General features: G+C 57.5%; 10 protein-coding genes. 7 read left to right on the plus strand and 3 right to left on the minus strand.

The window, feature by feature from the left end; all coding sequences use genetic code 11:
• The first annotated feature begins 73 nt into the window (after window positions 1-73).
• Window positions 74-1,756, plus strand: a complete 1,683-nt coding sequence (locus tag BGIM_RS0129700; protein ID WP_020473327.1) for a glycosyltransferase family 39 protein — start codon at window positions 74-76, stop codon at window positions 1,754-1,756.
• A 234-nt stretch (window positions 1,757-1,990) separates the two neighbouring features.
• Here the strand turns inward: BGIM_RS0129700 and BGIM_RS0129710 are convergent, their stop codons facing one another.
• Window positions 1,991-3,247 carry a glycosyltransferase family 4 protein gene (locus BGIM_RS0129710; protein WP_020473329.1) on the minus strand — a complete coding sequence of 419 codons (1,257 nt, stop codon included), beginning with the start codon at window positions 3,245-3,247 and terminating at the stop codon, window positions 1,991-1,993.
• Between the two features lie 80 nt (window positions 3,248-3,327).
• Between BGIM_RS0129710 and BGIM_RS0129715 the strand changes: the two genes are divergently transcribed.
• Window positions 3,328-4,524, plus strand: a complete 1,197-nt coding sequence (locus tag BGIM_RS0129715; protein ID WP_020473330.1) for a pyridoxal phosphate-dependent aminotransferase — start codon at window positions 3,328-3,330, stop codon at window positions 4,522-4,524.
• 19 nt (window positions 4,525-4,543) lie between these two features.
• Window positions 4,544-5,092, plus strand: coding sequence for a DinB family protein (locus BGIM_RS0129720; RefSeq protein ID WP_020473331.1), 549 nt, complete (start codon window positions 4,544-4,546; stop codon window positions 5,090-5,092).
• A 6-nt stretch (window positions 5,093-5,098) separates the two neighbouring features.
• Here BGIM_RS0129720 and BGIM_RS0129725 read toward each other — a convergent pair whose 3' ends face one another.
• Window positions 5,099-6,496: a M20/M25/M40 family metallo-hydrolase gene (locus BGIM_RS0129725; protein WP_020473332.1), complete on the minus strand. Its 1,398-nt coding sequence runs from the start codon at window positions 6,494-6,496 to the stop codon at window positions 5,099-5,101.
• 155 nt (window positions 6,497-6,651) lie between these two features.
• Here BGIM_RS0129725 and BGIM_RS0129730 point away from each other — a divergent pair, with 155 nt between their 5' ends.
• From BGIM_RS0129730 to pyrF, 3 genes are all read left to right on the plus strand, one after another.
• Window positions 6,652-10,281 (plus strand): PQQ-binding-like beta-propeller repeat protein, encoded by a 3,630-nt coding sequence (locus BGIM_RS0129730; RefSeq protein ID WP_157369518.1) that lies wholly within the window; start codon window positions 6,652-6,654, stop codon window positions 10,279-10,281.
• 47 nt (window positions 10,282-10,328) lie between these two features.
• Complete coding sequence (locus BGIM_RS0129735; RefSeq protein WP_020473334.1) at window positions 10,329-10,916, plus strand: hypothetical protein; 588 nt, start codon at window positions 10,329-10,331, stop codon at window positions 10,914-10,916.
• Between the two features lie 72 nt (window positions 10,917-10,988).
• Window positions 10,989-11,897, plus strand: a complete 909-nt coding sequence (gene pyrF, locus BGIM_RS0129740; RefSeq protein ID WP_029630834.1) for an orotidine-5'-phosphate decarboxylase — start codon at window positions 10,989-10,991, stop codon at window positions 11,895-11,897.
• A 21-nt stretch (window positions 11,898-11,918) separates the two neighbouring features.
• Here the strand turns inward: pyrF and BGIM_RS0129745 are convergent, their stop codons facing one another.
• The gene (locus BGIM_RS0129745; RefSeq protein WP_157369519.1) at window positions 11,919-15,485 is read right to left on the minus strand and encodes a GDSL-type esterase/lipase family protein; all 3,567 of its coding nucleotides are present in this window, start codon (window positions 15,483-15,485) and stop codon (window positions 11,919-11,921) included.
• A 445-nt stretch (window positions 15,486-15,930) separates the two neighbouring features.
• Between BGIM_RS0129745 and BGIM_RS0129755 the strand changes: the two genes are divergently transcribed.
• On the plus strand, window positions 15,931-18,786 hold the full coding sequence (locus tag BGIM_RS0129755; protein ID WP_157369520.1) for a S8/S53 family peptidase: 2,856 nt from the start codon (window positions 15,931-15,933) through the stop codon (window positions 18,784-18,786).
• Window positions 18,787-18,926 lie beyond the last annotated feature (140 nt).

Raw genomic sequence — 18,926 nt, forward strand, 5'->3', positions numbered from 1 at the left:
GCCAACCGGGCTTGACCGGATTGCCGGATTCAACGACAAGATGGTTGTTCGTTGAATCCCGGAGTCCGTCGGCATGTTGTCACCAACCGTTTTGTCAAGTTTTGGCATCGCGCCGTCAATTCATCATTCGCAAGTTCGCCCGTGGAATTTCACGAAGCTCACCGTTCTATTCGTCGGACTACTGACGGCCTTTCGCATCGCTTACATTTTTTTCTGGTGTCCCTACGATCTCGCGCCGGACGAGGCCCATTACTGGGATTGGTCCCGACATCTCGACTGGAGCTACTACAGCAAGGGACCATTGGTCGCTTGGCTGATTCGCGGCAGTGTTGAACTGTTCGGCGGGATATCGCTAGCGGCGCAGGGCACGATGACGGCGGCCGTCCGTGTCCCGGCGGCGTTGTGCGGCGGGTTGTTTTTGTTGGGAATTTACCGGCTTGCTCAATCTACCTTGGAATCGGGCCGGTTGGCATTTTGGTGTGCCGCCCTGGCGGCCGTGATGCCAGCCGTCAACGCCTTTTCACTCATCATGACCATCGACGCCCCGTATCTGGCGTGCTGGGTTTGGGCGATGGTTTTTGGTTTTGAGGCCATGCGGGACAACCGGCGATGGAAGTGGCTTGCCGCGGGGTTTGTGGCGGCCCTTGGCATCCTCGCCAAATACACGATGGCTGTCTGGCTTGGTTCTTTTGTTCTGTTTTTGCTCGTCAATCCCCTTCGTCGCTCGTTGCTGCTCACGATGAATTTCTGGTTGATGGTGTTCATGGCCTCATTGAGCGCCTTGCCAATCCTCATTTGGAACAGTTCGCACGAATGGGTCACATTTAGGCATGTGGCTGGCCAGGCCGGGGTTGGAGGGCCGCAAACTGCAGGGCTTCGATGGGCGGGGCCGTTTGAATTTGTTGGCAGCCAGGCGGCGTTGTTGCTGGGTTATTGGTTTGTGATTGGTCTCCAAGCCATGTGGGCCAATCGACCCGGCCAGAGAGTCGAAACTCCGCTGAGTTACCTTTGGTGGATGAGCGTCCCCACGCTGGCGCTGTTCACGGTGGTCAGTCTGAAGGCCCCAATCCAGTTGAATTGGCCTGCGGGGGCCTATGTGGGCGGGACAGTGTTGGTGGTTGATTTTCTCCGGCGAACCTTGCCGCTGGCCGGAAGAAGGCGTCGGCAATTGGTTTTTGGCTTGCTCGGGACTTTTTTGTTTATCGGTGGACTCGGAACGGTTATCATTCACGAATCCCGGTGGATGACGCGGCAGATTGCCCGATTCCTCCCGCCGGACTCTCCCGAAAAACCAACCCGAATTCGCCAATTTGACCCGGCTGCGCGCCTCAAAGGCTGGCAGCATCTGGCGGGCGAACTTGACCGAATCCGGCGAGAGTTTCGGGAATCCGGGCAGGATGATCCGATTTTGGCGGGTTTGCGGTGGGATTTGCCGGGCGAAATGGGATTTTATTGCGAAGGTCACCCGTCTGTTTATTCGTTAGGTCTTGCAATGGGTGATCGTCACAGTCAGTACGATTGGTGGCGTCCCAATCCCTTGACTGACGCGCAAGAATTCCAAGGGAAGACGTTCGTGTTCGTCGGTGTCCCCGGAGTCGAATTTGCCTTGGAAGGCGCGTTCGATCAAGTGGACCCCCCTGTTGTGGTCACCCACCACGAAGGGGATCGGGCGGCGGCTCAGTGGTATGTGTGGGTTTGCCGGGGCTATCAGGGCTTCGGAAACCCCGCCAACTTCCAGGCTGGTTCCCGACATTAACCAGTATTCAACTGAGTGAACAATGGATCGTTCGCATCTTGTTTGTGCCCAATGCCAATGGACTTGGCCGCTGCAAAGCCGAATCGATTTCTTCGAGGGGCAGGCCTTGGAATCCGTGGCTTGTCCCCAATGCAATGCCCTCGCTTTGCGGGTGGTTTCGGTTCGGCAGCAGTCCCGGCGGTTTCGGAACCAAGTCGTGATCCGGGATGTGAATGAAACGCCGGTCGGGGAGATTCAAGCCTTGGCCGCGCGTGAAATCACATCCTGAAATGTTTTCCGCACGAGATCGATCTTTTCACTCCATTGGAATTCGGGATCGATTCGTGCGTGACCATTTTCGCCCCACTTTTTCCGGCGTTCCGGGCGGGCGGCCAATTCGATAAGCCCGCCCCCCAATTGATCCAAATCGCCGCACTCGACCAGCAAGCCGTCTTCCCGATGCCGGATCAGGTTGGCGACACCGCCAGCCCGGTAGCCTACCACCGGCAGCTTGTTTGCCCACGCTTCGAGATACACCAACCCGAAGGAGTCGCTTCGGGAGGGCATGCAAAACACATCGCACGCGGCAAAAAAATTCCGTTTGTCGAATTCATCGATCTCACCAAGCTGCCGGACTTGCGGAATCGTGTGAAGGCTCTTTTCCACCTCCAAAAAGTTCGGCATCCGGGAACCGGCCAGTAACAAGTGCATGTCCGGCCGGCCGGGGGCGATTTGATGAAACACCCGTAGAAGATCAACCGTCCCTTTCTCGACGCTCTGATTGGCCAGATGCCCCACGACGAATGCGGAGTGCGGAATCTTCCATTTGTTGCGCGCTGTCCGACGATCCCCGCCGGTGCATTCCATCTCGGCCACGCCGAGTCCTTGGATTGTCACTCGTTGGGCTGGCACGCCGATGTCAAGAACCGCTTGATGTTCGGTCGGCGTTTGCACCAACACATGGTCGGCTTCATGGAGCAACCAACGCAGAGCTGGAATCGTGTAAGCCCGCCGGAGGGGATCATCCGGGTCATCCGGGTCGCCAAGATGCAAAAACGGGGTGATTACCAGCGGTTTGTTCAACCGTCGGGCGAGTTTCCATGCCGAGGCGAGGATGCCGCCGTAGGGAAACGCGCAAGCATGAATCACATCAACATCCGTCGAGGCATGTCGGACGGCCTGCCACATGCGGCGGGATTGCGGCGAACTGGGGATGTTTCTCAATTGGGTGGGGCGATGGGGAATCAGGGTCATCGCCTTCAGCAGATATTTCCGGCCGGGGATTCGCATCGACAGCCGGTATCGCCGGACGCGGACGCCGTCCTCCATCCGTTCTTCCAAGGGTAATTCTCGGAAGCCACGTTTCCACATCGCCTCCAGATCAATGGCCGTCGTCGTCCACACGGTGACATCGTCGCCACGAGAGACAAGCCCCCGGCTCAGGCGGTCGATCCAAGCCTCCGCGCCGCCGCGGGCCGGGGGATATCGGTGGACGAACTGGGCAACCCGCATGCGTGAACCTTCTCGGACGGTGCGGGCGTCATACGATGAGCAACATTCGCCCGCCCTGATTGTCTGGAGTCGTTGGGACCATGATCCTTATCTCGAAGCTGGCCGCGTCCGTTCAACCATCCGCCACTCTGGCCGCCGGGGCCAAGGCGAAACAGATGAAAGCCGCCGGCATCCGGGTGTTTGACTTCAGCATCGGCGAGCCGGACTTCCCGACGCCCCAGCACATTTGCGACGCCGCCGACAAGGCGATGGCCGCCGGCCACACGCACTATACGCCGGTCAACGGCATCCCCGAACTGAAGGCCGCCATCTGCCGGTGGTACAAGCGGTATCACCAATTCGACATCACCCCGGACATGGTGATTGTGTCCAACGGGGCCAAGCACTCGATTCACAACACCCTGTCGGCGACGCTGAATCCCGGCGATGAAGTCGTGATTCCCGCCCCGTATTGGGTGAGTTATAGCGACCTGGTGGCCATGACGGGAGCCGTCCCGGTGATCGTCCCCACGACGGCCGCCTCCGGCTTCAAGATGTCCCCCGCCCAACTGAAGGCGGCCATCACGCCCCGCACCAAGTTGCTGATGATTAACTCGCCGAACAACCCGACGGGAACCGTTTATTCCCGCGAGGAATTGCTCGCCCTCGCGGATGTGATTCTCGAAACGAACGTCAGCGTCCTCAGCGATGAAATTTACGAACAACTGGTTTACGGAACTGCGAAGCCGACGTGTTTCGCCGCGTTGAAGCCCGAACTGCGGGAACGCACCATCACGATCAGCGGGGCGAGCAAAAGCTACGCAATGACCGGCTGGCGGATGGGTTGGGCCATTGCCGTGAAACCTCTCGTCGATGCGATGGGCAACGTGCAGAGTCAGCAAACAAGCTGTCCCTCCAGCGTGAGCCAATACGCCTTGCTGGCCGCCTTGGACGGACCGCAAGAATGCGTGGAAGAGATGCGAAAGCAATTCGAGGTCCGGCGAAACCTCGTTTATGACAAGCTGAGCAAGATTCCGGGGGTCACCTTCCCGAAGACGGAGGGGGCGTTTTACGTCTTCTTCGATGTGTCTTCCTACTTCGGCAAAACCATCTCCGGCGTCAAGATCACCGATTCGTTCTCATTCAGCAAAGCCTGTCTGGAGAACGCCCATGTGAACTTGGTCCCCGGCTCGGCGTTCGGCGCCGAGGGATTTGTCCGGATGTCGTATGCCAGCGCCAACAGTGAATTGGAAGAAGGAACCGATGCTCTCGCCAAATGGCTGGCGACCGCCTCATGATTGATCGGGAGATTTTTTGATGAACGCCCCTGAGTTGATTCGGCTGATGCACCGTCACCGGGCATGGGTGACGGCGAGGTTATTGAACGCGGTCCGGCCGTTGACGGAGGAGCAACTCCGTCAACCTTTTGCCATCGGCCAAGGTTCCGTTTGGCAATCACTTCTTCATCTCTATGCCGCGGAATACGTCTGGCTTGATGCGTTGAAGGGAGACGAACACGCCACCTTGCCGGGTGATATCCCCGGCCGTTTGCCGGGAAATCAACTCGGTGAAGGGGGAATCAAAGGCTTTCCCGAATTGGAACAAAAGTGGGGCGTTCTGGATAAACGGTGGGATGATTACTTAAGCGGTCTCACCGAAACATCACTTGATGAGACCGTTTTCAAAGTCAGCACCAGTTCCGGGCACGGCCTCCGTTTCGGCACGAAGCGGGCTGAAATTCTCGTCCATGTCTGCACCCATGCCCAATACACCGTGGCCCAGACCGTCAACATGATTCGGCAAGCGGGAGGCGCCTCGCTTCCCGATGTCATGATGATTACCCTGGCCCGGCTGGGCGCCAACTGAACGGGCTTACTTCACCCGGCCGCCCGCCACTTTGCCGAGGTTGTCGAAGAGGTGAACGAGGGAAGCCATCAACTTCTTCCAATCCCCCTCATGAAGACTCTCGTTCGGAGCGTGGGCATTGCTGGCCGGATCTTCGATGCCGAGCAACAGAGCCGGAGCGCCGCCGAACAATTCGGACAACGGGCCAACAAACCCGATTGTCCCCCCGCAACCAATGGCCACCGGCTCTTTGTCAAAGCCTTTTCGCAAGGCGGTGAGGGCCGCCTCAAACGCGGGGCCGTTCGGGTCGGTCATCCACCATTCGACCGGCTTACTGTTTTCCTTCACCGTCACCTGCACGCCCCACGGCGGGTCTTTCGTCAGGTGGGCTTTCAGGTCTTCAAACACTTTCTTCGGCTGTTGGTCCGGCACAATCCGGCAACTGACGATGGCTTGGGCCGTCGGCAACACTTGGTTGGAGGCCCCTTTGATCGAACTCGCTTCCTGGGCGATCACCGTGACAGCGGGGCGCCGCCACGTTTGCTCGTAGGGGGTCATCCCCGGTTCCATCGTCATCCGGGCGTTCGGCAGAACGGCGCAATCCTTTCGCCATTTGGCCTCATCACCCGGCAACTTCCGCACGGCCGCTTTTTCTTTGTCGGTCAGGGGCCGCACTTCGTCGTAATAACCGGGAATCGGCAACGGGCCATTGTCCCAGAACAACCGGCTCAGGATCACGTTCAACGCGATGGCGGCGTCCGGCAAAGCCCCGCCCCCCATGCCACTATGAACCGGCAGATCAGCGCTTTTTACTTCAACAGTTGCGGAAACGATGCCGCGAAGAGAATACGTGATACACGGCAGGCCGACTTCGATGTTCTCGGTGTCGCAAACGACGATCACATCGGATTTGAGTTTTTCCTTGTAACGATCAAAGAAAGCCATCAGGTTTTTCGAGCCGACTTCCTCTTCGCCTTCAACGAGCATTTTCACATTGACCGGCAGGGAACCTTCGGTCTTCAGATAGGCCGCGATGGCCGCCAGTTGGGCGCTGATGGCCCCCTTGTCGTCGGCCGATCCACGGGCGAATAACCGGCCGTCCCGGCGTGTGAGGTGCCAGGGGTCAGATAGCCATTGTTCGCGGTAGTTGATCGGTTGAACGTCGTGATGGGCGTACAGGAAGACGGTTGGTTTGCCGGGCGCGTCGCACCATTCCCCATAGGCGTAAGGCAGTGAGCCGCCGACTTTCAACACTTCCACGTTTTGGAGGCCGGCCTCCCGCATCTGCTGGCAGGTGAGATTGGCTGTCCGCTCGATCTCGTGGCCGTGTTCTCCGTCCGTACTGATGCTGGGGATGGCCACCAAATCAGCCAGCCCGCGCACGATCCCTTCGTGGTTCTTCGCCAACCATTCCAACGGCGTCATCAGTTTGTTCCTTCTCGAACGGGAGGAGATACTTCAATCGTATCCGTTTCGGCGAAGTCGGGCAAATCATCCGGTCGAATGAGTTTCCATGTTCCGAAGTTCGACCGCTTCGGTACAATCGTTCATGAAGGATTCCCGCAACCCGGACCTTGGCCGTGCCGATCAACGCCGTCTGCCCCGAGTGTGAGAACCGCTTCCAATTGCAGGAATCGCTCCTCGGCCAGTCCATGCGTTGTCCGTTCTGCAAAACCGTTTTTGTGGTGACCGCCAACGCCTCCAAACTCACCTTTAAACCCGTTCCGGAGGCCAAACCGCCGGAAGGCGGGAATAACACCCGGCCACGGGCTGATCTTCCTGAAACGAATTATCGCAGCGGTTCAATCTCTGATTTCGTGCAAGTTGTCGAAGGATCATCGGCCAAGCCTCTTGTCGGCAAAATCGAAAAATCCGCGCCAACCGAACGAAAATGGACTCCTGACCCGGACCAAGTGACCCGTGAGACATTTCCGCTGGCAACGGACGGGCCAACGGAAATGAAATGGTCCCCGGACATGGAATTGCCGGGGGCCAAGCGAGAGCCGTCTCGTGAAATTGATCTTCCAGCCCCGCCAACTACCAACTACACACGCCAAGCCATCCCAAAACCGGTCAAGAAGCATCGTGGCCGGATTTTGGCCGGGTTGATTGTTTTCACCCTCTGTTGTGTCGCGGTCGGCGGGTTCTTCCTCAAGCAGTATCTCGACTTTGCCCCGGAACGGTTGTATGCCGCCGGGAAAAAGGAATACGACGACACCCATTACGATCAATCCCGGCGTCTGTTCGATCAACTGGCGAAGGAATACCCCGATCATCCCAAAGCAACCGAAGCCCGGTTTTTCGGGCCATTGGCCGGATTGCGTAATGCCGTCGGCTCGGTGATGAACAAAACTGATCCGGCCCCGGCCATCGGGCAATGGGATCAGTTCCAAGGATTGATTGCCGATCCGGCGTTGGCCCCGTTTGCCGAGAAAAATCGTTTCGGCATCGACATCTGGCAGACCGGCACGAAGTTGGTTGAAGACACGTTGTCCAAAGGCAATGATGTCTTCAACCGGGACGATCCGGCTGACAGTGACAAATGGCTTCAGGAAGCGACCCGGATCGAAGCCATGCTTGAACGCTTCCGGCCCGACGATGCCCCGAAGCCTGAGAGCGTCACGCGGGAACTCGTCGCCTTGCGGCAAAAGATCGATGGTTCCCGTGTCCGGGCCGACGCTTTGAAGGATATCCACGGCCTGCTCACCGAACCGGATGACGAGAGTTTGCAGAGGGCCAGACAAGCCGCCACCGCCAGGGGAATTGAAAAAGACGACGGGTATCTCAAAATCATCGGCGAGGCCGAGCAGAAGATCCGGGCGAAGGCAGTGTATATTCCAGTCAACCCGCCGGTTCGGCCGGTCGCGGTGGCGGATGACGGGATGGCCAGTCTTTTATTCGCTCCCCGGTTGGATCGCGGGCCTCGTGTGCCCGTCAAGGGAACGCCGACGACGTTTTTCGCGCTCGCTCGGGGTATCCTGTACGCTCTTGACGAGTCGGACGGGCATGTGTTGTGGGCCATGCGCACGGGAATCGACAGTCACATTCCCGCGACTCGGGTTCCCGGCTCCGAGGCCACCCCGGAACTGGCCGTGGTGCCGTCGATGGAAGGCGGCCAAGCCGGGTTGCACGCTCGGCATTTCCGCAACGGGCTTTCAATGTGGTATCAACCGCTTCCGGCCCCGTGCGGGGGACAGCCGGTCATCGTGGGGCCGGATCTGTATGTTCCGCTTGCGGACGGGCAGGGGACGATTTTGGAAATCGTCGCGGCGACGGGGGAATTGAAGGGGAAAATTCAACTTGGACGGATGATCGGCGGCCCGCTTGTTCTCCGGCCGGGAACCAGCCAATTGTTCATCCCCGCCGAGTCGGCCAGCGTCTATGTGTTCGATGTTGACCGACGCGGGCCGAACAGCGAACATCTTGATCCGGCCCGCATCGGGGTCGTTTCCACCAAACACGCCCCCGGCACATTGCAGGGGATTCCGTTCTTCGCCAACCCGGAGCCGGACAATCCCGGCCCGCGACACTTGCTTGCGTGCATGACCACCGGGCTGGATCAAATGGCGCTTCGGGCCTGTCCCTTTGTGGATGTGGAAAACGGTGGCGTCGATTCCTCCGGACCGCCGACGGAAATTGCCGTCCCCGGTTGGTCTCGTTTCCCGGTGTATTGCGATGGAGAGAAGATCGCCCTTGTCACCGATCAACGTCAGTTAATGTTGCTTGGCCTCGGGTTGACTGGTAACAAGGATCTGACGTTGTTCCCGCTGCCGGGGAACAATTCGGAGATTGGCAAACCTCGCTCCGAGTCGGCGGCGCAATTGGTGATGGCCGATGAAGTGAATTATTGGGTGTTGTTTGACAATCAATTACGCCAATTCCGTTCCGGCTTCACCGGCCGGGATGGTGTGCGGCTGATGCCCGTTGGCAAAGGGTTGTTCGTCGGAGAACCTGTCCAATCGCCTCAATTGAATGCCCGCCGGGACATGATGGTCGTGTTCACTCACGAGGGAAGTTCGCACTTGGCCACGGCCGTTGACTCAGTGACCGGCCAACTCCTCTGGCAGCGAGAACTCGGGCTGTTGGCGAAGGGAGAAGCCTTCCGACGCGGGGATGATCTGGTCTGGCTCGATCAAGGTGGAGGCATGACCAAATTGGATGTCAAATCTTTGATAGAGGATCGCAAGCCAGTCTGGCTGGTGGATGTCAATGATCGCTGGTTGATCGCCGCCCCGGCCACCGGGTTCCGCTCGTTGACTGGCTTTCTCGACGGTCCTGATGGCACGGCCATCACCCTGATGGAAAGCGATTCTCCGCCGACTCGGCGGTTTTTGTTGCGAGTGTTCGACGGAGCCAAGGTTTCAGAACAATTGGTCCCGGCTCCGGGCCGTCTCGCCGGTCAACCGGTGGTGGTGGGTCGTTCGCTGGTGTTGCCGATGGACAACGGGAGCCTCTATCGAATCACCATCGGCGAAGGCCGGACTTTAGAAATGGGGCCAACTTGGCGGGGCAACCAGCTTCCGAATTCCACCACCTGTTTTTTGACCCCGATGACCGATGAGGATTTTCTGGCGACTGACGGGAACAAAGCAATCATACGCTGGCGTTGGGCGACAGCCAACAAGCGGTTTGAATCACGCGGGCGGCTGTCATTGCGTGATAAAATCCGCGTGAAGCCATTCTCGCTGCCCGGTTCGCCGAATCGCGCGATCACCATCGACAACGCCGGGAACTTGGTCCTTTGGGACGCGGACCAATTCAGCCCGACTTTAACCCCGAGCCGTGTCTGGCACGTAACTGGCAAAGAGATTCTTTTGCCGGTTAACGAGCGAATTCATTCGATCATTCCGCTGCCTGCCGGATCACCGGCTTCATTCGTCGTGATTGGCAATCGTTGTGCTTATGCGTTGAAGATCGACCAAGAAACACCCGTCTGGAAGTCCCCGGCGTTTGCCAAGCCGGTGGTTGGGCAGGTTCGGGAAAATCCTAATCAATTCCTGCTGACGGACCAATCGGGCGACGTTCGTCGGCTGAACCTGACGACCGGGGATTTGTCAGAACCCATCTTTAAGCTGCCCGGCCCGCACGCAGTGGCCGGAGGGGCCGTTCCGCTTGATGAACGACATCTGCTCATTCCCTTGGGGGATGGAACACTGCTCATCGGGGAAGCGGGTCCAAAGGCTGCCCCGTTGGCTCCCGGCAAACCATGACTATACTGGCGACGTAAGACTAATAACTGAAAGTTTGGAGACACACAATGATGCGTTGGACCGGATTGGCGTTGGCGGTTACCCTGATTGTCACCATCAGTGGCATGGCCCAGGACGCCGTCGTCACGAACCCATACTATCCCCTGAAAAAGGACAATGAGTGGTCGTATGCCGTTCAGGGCGGTCCGGTGAAGGTGAAGGTGGTCGGGACGGAAAAGATCAAGGACACGAACTGCTACAAACTTGAAACTTCCGTCGGTGGCAAGCCCTCCTCCAGCGAAACGGTCGGCGTGACGAAAGAAGGCGTTCAACGTTTTGTCGTCAACGGCATCACGGCTGACACGCCGATCCTGTTCCTGAAGGCTGACGCCAAAAAGGGCGACACGTGGACCGTGGACACGAAAGTTTCCGGCCAGACCGTGAAGGGAACCTTCAAGGTTGACGAGGCGAAGGTGAAAGTCAAGGACAAGGAATACGAAACGCTCTACGTGAAGACCGAAGACATGGAAATCGGCAGCACGAAGACCTCGGTGGAATACTGGTTCGCCAAGGATGTCGGCATCGTGAAATTGAAGTTCAGCCTCGGCACGCAAGAAGCCACGCTGGAACTCGAAAGTTTCACCGCCGGCAAGTAATTTCGGAAGGTGATGTATGCGAACCCACCGTAGATGCGGTGGGTTTTCTCGTTTGAAGACGATGGAAATCCCATGATCCCTTTTGCCGAACGTCTGGCCGATGCCGTCCGATCAAAGCGCACGCCGTTGTGTGTCGGATTGGACCCGCGTTGGGAATCGCTCCCGAGATTGATCCGCACTCGTCACGAAGATGGCACGCTGAATGGAGTGGCGGCCGCCTATCGGGAATTCTGTCTCAAGATTCTCGACTTGGTGGCCGGTTTGGCGCCGGTGGTGAAGCCGCAAAGCGCCTTCTTCGAGGCATGCGGCCCGGCCGGCCTGGCAGTTTTGCAAACGGTGATCGCCAAAGCGAAACAACTCGGTCTTGTCGTCATTCTGGACTCAAAACGCGGGGACATCGCCTCCACGGCCGGAGCTTATGCGGAGGCGGCCTTTGCCGGAACGCCTCATGAGGGGAGAGTGCTTCCCGTGTGGAACGCGGACGCACTCACGGTGAACCCATACCTCGGCCGGGACGCCGTGGAACCGTTCATCAGCACGGCCCGCCAATCGGCCGGGGGGCTGTTCATCCTCGTGCGAACGAGCAACCCCGGCAGCGGGTTGTTCCAAGAGCTTGATTGCGGCGGCAAGAAACTCTACCAAGTCGTTGCGGACGAGGTGAGCAAGTGGAACGGAGAAAACCTGTCGGCGAACGGATACGGCGATTGCGGGGCCGTTGTCGGGGCGACTCAGCCGAAGGAATTGGCCGAGTTGCGTGAAAAGATGCCCGGTGTCTGGTTCCTTGTTCCGGGGTACGGTGCCCAAGGCGGAAGCGCGAGTGACGTGGCCGCCGCTTTTGACAAGAATGGTTTGGGCGCCATCGTGAACAGTTCTCGCGGGATCACGTTTCCCTTCAAACCGGACGAGACGAATTGGGAAGCCGCTGTCGTGAACGCAACACAAAAGGCCGTCCATGAATTGCGGACAGCGGCCGGATTGTAAATAACCGGCCAAAACTTCCGGTCATTTTTTCACATTCAAGTCACTGATTACTTTTCCGATCCGCGTCCGAAGCGCCCATACGTCCTGCGGTTTCAGGCCCGAATATTTGAAAACACCGGCATCTTCGTCGGAGACTCCGGTTCCTTCTTTCTTTGCGGTGAGTTGTAATTCCTTGGGAATCTGTTCTCCAATTTCCTCGGGGGGTTGTTCCGTCACGCGGGCGAGTTCGCAGAGGTATTCCACATCTTGTTGACCGCGCCGAAATGCCTTGAGCCGGATCGAGGGAGTCGGTTCCTTTTCCCCGGCGCGCGGCGGGTAAATCAAACAGGTGGCTTCGGCTTTTTTCCATGCGTCAGCGGTGCCGATGGCGAGCCAGGGGAGGACGCCGTTTGCGCCAAGCCGCCAAGCGTCGATGCACCATCCCACCGGCTGCATATTCGACGATTCAATGTCGTTGGCGCTGCCGTATTCGATAATCTTTTGGTTCGCTTTTTGCCGTTCCAGAACCATTCGCCGATATCGTCGCCAGTCGCCGTTCACGACGTTGTAATCCAAACCGGCGTTAAGAGAATCACGTTGCCACATGGGTCGGGAGATGTCGGCGCGGAAGACGAAATTTCTCGGTGAGAGTCGGCCAGGCAAGTCCCGGCCTTCGTGCATGGCGTCGGAAAAGTATTTCAACGCCCAGAAATCTTGAAAACCGGCTGGCTCGTCAAGCAGCCAGGGGGATGACGCCCGAGACCAGCCGTTGCGTTTGTAATCGACTTTGTTATTCAGAAAGCATTGGAACAGAGTGGTTTGCCAGTTTTTCTCGTCAATATGAGAGGCAAACTGCCGACTGGCGGACACGAAGGCCGCCCGATATTCCTTGGTGAAGGCTTCGTCGGCCCAATAACTGCCGTTGTAATGCTCGTTGATGGGCAGGGGCCAGTTCTCGTGGAGCGGCAAATAAAAGCACTCCAGCGGCACGCCGGAACGGGGAAGATCCTTAAACGCGGAGCCGTCAAAATAGGGGCCGAATCGTTCATCCCATTCTTTGAAATCAAGTTTGCCATCAATGACGCTTGGCGCCCATCCCTCGCTGACCTCGCCGCGCTGCGAATAAGGCACAATGTTCACGACCGTCCGGTGTCGATGGGCCAGCCGGTAATATCCATGTTCATCGGCCGGGAGACCATACCCGTTCATCTCGGGCAGAAAGCTCAGTTTGTCCGGCATTTCAAAGTCCCAGACGGTGAGACTGACCGGGATTTCCAGTTTTTCTTCGCCTGTCGCCAAGATCAATGTTCCCGGATGAACGCCAGGTTTGGTGTCTCTGGGAGTCCACGCTTCAACATGCAGACTTCCGTATAGTTCTTTGGGTCGAAGTGCGGAGGAAGGGACGGACATGAAACCGTTGAGCGGAAGAATCGGGTCGGGCAGAGGACCGGCTTTTGACTCCACCGATTGATATTGGCTGAAACGGATGTCCGCTTTCGGAATGGTTGGGAAACTCAATGTGGGTTTCAGATTGTTGACCGGCCCGCGAAACGCCACCTGAAAGGCAATGATCTCCGCTTTGGCCGCTTGCAATGTGATCTGGTTGTTTTTGGCATTCCACAGGTGATTGGCCGCGAGGTAGTCGGCGGGCTGATCGGGGATGATCTTCCCGGTGACCGGATCAACCTTGTCCAGTTCGTCGATCACGGCCACCGGAGTTTTGCCAAGGTTTGGAAGTTCGCCGGTGACTTTGGAATAAGCAACCGACTGACCGGGAAACGGTTTTGGAACGCGAGATCCGACTTTGAAATGAATCTCTTTTGATTCGCCCCGTGAACCGTTACCAGCAACGGCTGTCACAGACAGACTCACTTCTTGCCCGGCCCGCAAGTTCATGTCCCGCAACTGAAAGACAGACTCGACGCTTTTGGAACGCAGCGGAGGGCTGCAGAGATAACGAGGGACAGACTTGCCATCAAGAAGCAGATCAAACGAGACGAATTGGTCATCATGTTGTTTGGCCAAACGCCAGCGTATCCACTTTTCGCCAACAAGGTCTTCATCGCTGGAAAATGCTTTCAGGTTTTCCACTGCGGGTGCGGACTCCAGATCATTTTCGCCAACAAACACCTCGAAATACGGAGCGTTTTTTGGCCCGGATTCGCGGCTGTGGATGAAACGATTCGGAAAGTGCTTGAAGCTGACCTTTTCGCCTTCGCGGGACCACTCGGAGCCAGTGTCGTCGAACAAGACAAATCCATGAGAGGCCCCGGCGGTTCTGGCCCGGATCACATCAAGGTTTACCGGAATGCGATGCCAGCCGTCATCATCCGGTTCGCTGGCGTCCGCATTGCCCCAGATGGAGCCTCCTTCGCCGAACATCACGGCACAGATGTCGCTTCCCGGATAGGCCCAAGGCGTGTCCGGGTGCTGTCGGTGTCGAAAAGTGCTTGCCCCCGCTTCTTTGGCATAACCGGTGCTTTTCCCTTCGACAAACTCGGCCGAGAGGGAACTGATCCCCACCCGGCCGAGTCGTTCCGGACCGGCCAGTTTGACATGCAAATAGGCTGCGTGAAGTTTCTTTCCTTTCAGCGGAGTCGGATCGATGTCAACGAGGGAAAACTCCTGATACGACTTCAACTTCAACCGGCCCGCCCCGCCGTTGGAACCATCTTCCTCACCGTTCACTGAGGAAATCCACGTGTCACGCAGCACTGGCAACCGCACGGGTTTGCCTTTGGGAGTCTCCTCTGGTTTCTTGGATGAAGTCAACAAGTCAAATACGGTGGTTTTGACTTCGGCAATCTTTTTGACGGAAAGCCAGCCACGCAGCAAATACCCGCTGTTTTTGAGGTTTTGGGCCGTCGGTTCGGAATTGACTTTCGTTCCCCGAAAATCACCGGACGGATGAACGTCGCCTTCGCCCATCAGGGTTCCGTTCCATTCGTCGGGGCGACGAGTCACAATTTCCTTCTCATAGTCAATCAGCGGGAGTTGTTTTTCCTTCGCCAAGATGCGGATGGCTTCGTTGTATTCCTTCGCCGTTTGAAACTTGTTCACATGCGGCGGGATGGTCGAGACGATGGGAACCGTGTTGTTGGCCAAAATGACATCCACGGCCTTGGCAAAATCAGCGATAAAGTCTTTCGGCCGGCGATCCCCGGTTGCGTCGTTGGTGCCGATCATCAAAACGACGGCTTGCGGGGAATATTGCGTCAGCAGTTTTTCGAGGGGAGGCATTTTCTGTTTTCCTCCCGCCAACAATTCGTCCAACCGCATTCCGCTGCATGCCGTGTAAGAGCGGCCGCCGTTCGGATGGTCGAAGGAGGCGAGATGCCAGCCGTCGAGATTGTTCTTCTCCCCGGTGTGCAGCCACTTCAAAATCGCCTTGTCCGCATCTGATTTTCCCTCGCCCCCTTTGGCCCACGCACTGTAGGGATTCGCATAAGTGATCGAATCGCCGATGTGCAACACCACGCCGGGTTTGCCCGTGAACTTGGCGGCCACTTTTTTCATGGCGTCGGCATATTCCCATTCCTGCGGAATTGGTTTTTCTTCCGCCCGAACACCGAGGACTGTCAGGAAAAGGCAGACAAGGGAGAGCCGCATGGCACGAAACCCGGAACGTGTGGAGTTGAAAGAAAGTGTACCGTGAACCACCAGCCCGAACCATTGTGAAGCATCATCCGTTTTGAAGCCGGTTCGGAGCAAAAAATCGAAGGTTGGCGGTCGCTTGCCTTTTGACGGTTCCGCGACAAGTGATCCTTTGTTTTTGAACACTTTGGCGACAACCCAATCGGGCAACAATTCGGTAGGCCGATCAGTCGGCACTTCCGTTTTGAGAAATTGCCATCGCCCGCCCCAAACCGATGATGAACACGATGCGATCTGCGTAATCCAATCTCACGGCACATTCATCCGGGGTGAATTCCAACTTTGCCGGGAAAGATTCCCCTTCACCGGCTTATTTCCCAATTCACCCGCTTGGCAAGACCCGGTTTTCCGGTCAAGATGGCGTATGGTCATCGCGGATGATCTCACCGGGAGTTGGACAATGCCATCGCGTCTGGGGCAAATCGGACTCATCACGGCCCTTTGGTGGCTGGCGGGGTTTTCCACCGCCACCGCTCAGGTCATCACGCCAAAACTCCCCGAAAAGTACGACGCGCAGATCCGCTATCGCATTCTGGCTGATCGCAACGAGCGAGTGTTGATTTACGAGCAAATGTCGAAGTATTTCGCCTCATTGGGGTTTGTCGAAAAGTTCGACGAAGACAATGACCTCGCGGCCTTCGATGTTCACGCCGAGATGATGCTCGGCACGATTCCCTCCAAAGACGCCCGAAAATTGATTGACGACCGGCGAGTGCAAACGGTCATCCTGGCCCCGGCCGGTTTCAAGATTCCCGAAGACAGCAAGCAACGGGTTCGGGTGAGTCTCACGTTGAATTCCAATCAAGATCAATTATTGCTTTTCAAACAAACAAGAACAGCTTTGGCGGCTCTTGGATTCGAGGCCGACATTGGTTACGACCCCAAACGCTTCACTTTGTTGATTGGAACGATTCCCGCCGCTCAACTTCCCAAATTGATCCGGGATCTCCGCGCGCAGCCGAGCGGTTGGGTATTGACTGATCCGCCGGCCGAACTCCTTCAACGGTTGCCGGACGGCACCGGCACGCCGAACCTTGTCAGACCCTTTGCGGACACATTGCCCGTCCGGGTGGTGGAAGTGTTGAGCGTTGCCGAGGCTCCTCCCGCCATTGTGAAACTGCCGCCGATCGCACCCGATCAAAAGTTTCAGGAGAAGCTAACATCCGATTTGCGCCGCAAACTTGCCGAAGACGGCGTGAAGGACGCCCCGTTGAGGGTGGAGATTGTCTTGTCGGCCGAGCCATCGGAAATCGACACGGAATGGCGTGTTCCATTGGTTCAGGCAGGTGCGAGCATCGAAGGACGCATCGGTTCCGTGGTCAGCGTCACGCTGCCGACCGGCGGCAAGGCATTTGAAATGGCGGCCCAAGAACAGATCGTCTCGATTCGTCTGCCTCGTTCTGCCCGTGTGGTGGTCACCGATTTAGTCAGAGAACCCAAAAAAGAAGAACCGAAGAAGGAAGAGCCCAAGAAAGAAGAACCGAAGAAAGAAGCCTTCAAGACGGAAGATCCGAAGAAGGTGCTTCAAATCTCGGCCGATGAACTTCAACTTCCCAAAGCCTCGCCGGACGACGACCCTTTGAAAAACACCGGGTTGGATCGCCTTCACGCGATCAACCGCAAGGGGCAGGGGGTCCACGTGGTGATTTTGGACACGGACTTCGCCGGATGGGAACAGCGATTTCCGAAGCCCAAACCCGGCTCGCCCGTTCCCAAGTTTGGCCAGGTGAACTTTTTGGACCTCACGGCTGAACGGCAACGGGACGTGATGCCGGATGAGATGCCCGGTGAATTCGGTTCGGGAACGAATGCCGCGCTAGCCGTTCGCCTTGCCGCTCCGCTGGCAAATATCACGCTTGTGCGGATACCGGCGGATGCCCCTTATCAATTGATCAATGTCGGCCGATATGTTCGCGGCGATCAATTCCGTTCCGAGGGATTGAACACCCGACGGAACGAACTGGCCGCTGATTTTGAGGAATATCAGAACAGACGCAAAAAGGCCAACGAAGAATATCGGGCGGCCTTCACGAATTTCGATGAAGATCCCAAGGCCGAGAAACGCCGGGTGGACTCTCAAAAGGCATTGGAAAAACTGGACGTCGAGGAAAAAGGTTTGCACGGACGCATGGACCGGATTGACCGGATTGAGATTGGGTTGAACATGCTCAAGGGGGCCAATGTTGTTGTCGGCCTGTTGAGCTGGAATACGGGATTTGCCTTGGATGCGGCGAGCCCGATGAGCCGGTTTCTTGACGATTGGCTGGCGGTTTCCAAGCCTATGATGAAGACCCGCCGGCTGACCCGGCCGACGCCGGATGCCACACCGGTGTGGTTCCAACCCGCCGGGGATCAGCGGGGTCAAACTTGGACCGGCCTGTTTGCCGATGCGGACAACAACGGGGCGATGGAATTTGCCCCGACGACGGAATCTCTTTTGCCGGGTCGCTGGAACCGCGAATTGAACTTTATCGGCGTCGAACAGGACGGGAAAGATCTTGCCGATCTTCCGGCTGGCGCCAAGATCCGCGTGAGCATTCAATGGCGGGAACCGCACGACCCTGACTTGTCTGAAGCGGATTATCGGGCCCCGATCACCCCGTTGAAACTTCAATTGGTCCGGCAGCGTGATCCGTTCGGTGAAAAGTCCGCTTCTGACGAGATTGACCTCATCGCCGAATCCGAGGGATCACCGGAACGGCTTCAGATTGATCCGAATTTTGGCATCTACGAACACAGCTTGGAAGTGACTCTCCCGGCCGGAGGGCGCTACGCCTTGCGGGTGGAGGGATCGCTTCCCAAATCGTTGCGTCCGCCCGGAATGCCGACTCTGGACGCCCAGCAAATTCGTTGGGAGTTACGTCCTCGAGTGTACGTGGAATCAGCCGATGGCAAAGGCCGTGTGCGATTGATGGACTATCGTTCCCCGAACGGCGGCGTGCCGGTTCCCGCCGATGCCCGAAGTGTGGTGACGGTCGGCGCCGCCGGTCCCGATGGCAAGGCCCGGTCGGCCAGTTCCAACGGGGCGGGCCCGCTTGCGGAACTGGCCGTGAAGCCCAATCTGCTCTCGCCTGACTACCTGCCAAAGTGGAATGACGACATCGAAATTCGGGGCACGATGCCCGCCACCGCCTTCACCGCCGGGCTGACCGCCAGCCTGTTGTCGGCCGGGGTGCATTCAAATCAATTCCCGTCTTTCTTGTCCCCCAAGCCGGGCGGGGTGATCAGAATCCCGGAAGAATGGTTGAAACGCTGAGCATTTTCCCCAATCCGCCATTTCATCTGAAAACGGCTCATTTTCTCCGGTCGGGCTGACGGCAAAAGCCGCCTTGACCGGTTCTGTCTTCTTGGCTTATCTTGTCCCCGACAGCGGACCAATCCGGCCGGGCTTTCCCG

Source organism: Zavarzinella formosa DSM 19928, assembly GCF_000255705.1.
Classification (GTDB): Bacteria; Planctomycetota; Planctomycetia; order Gemmatales; family Gemmataceae; genus Zavarzinella; species Zavarzinella formosa.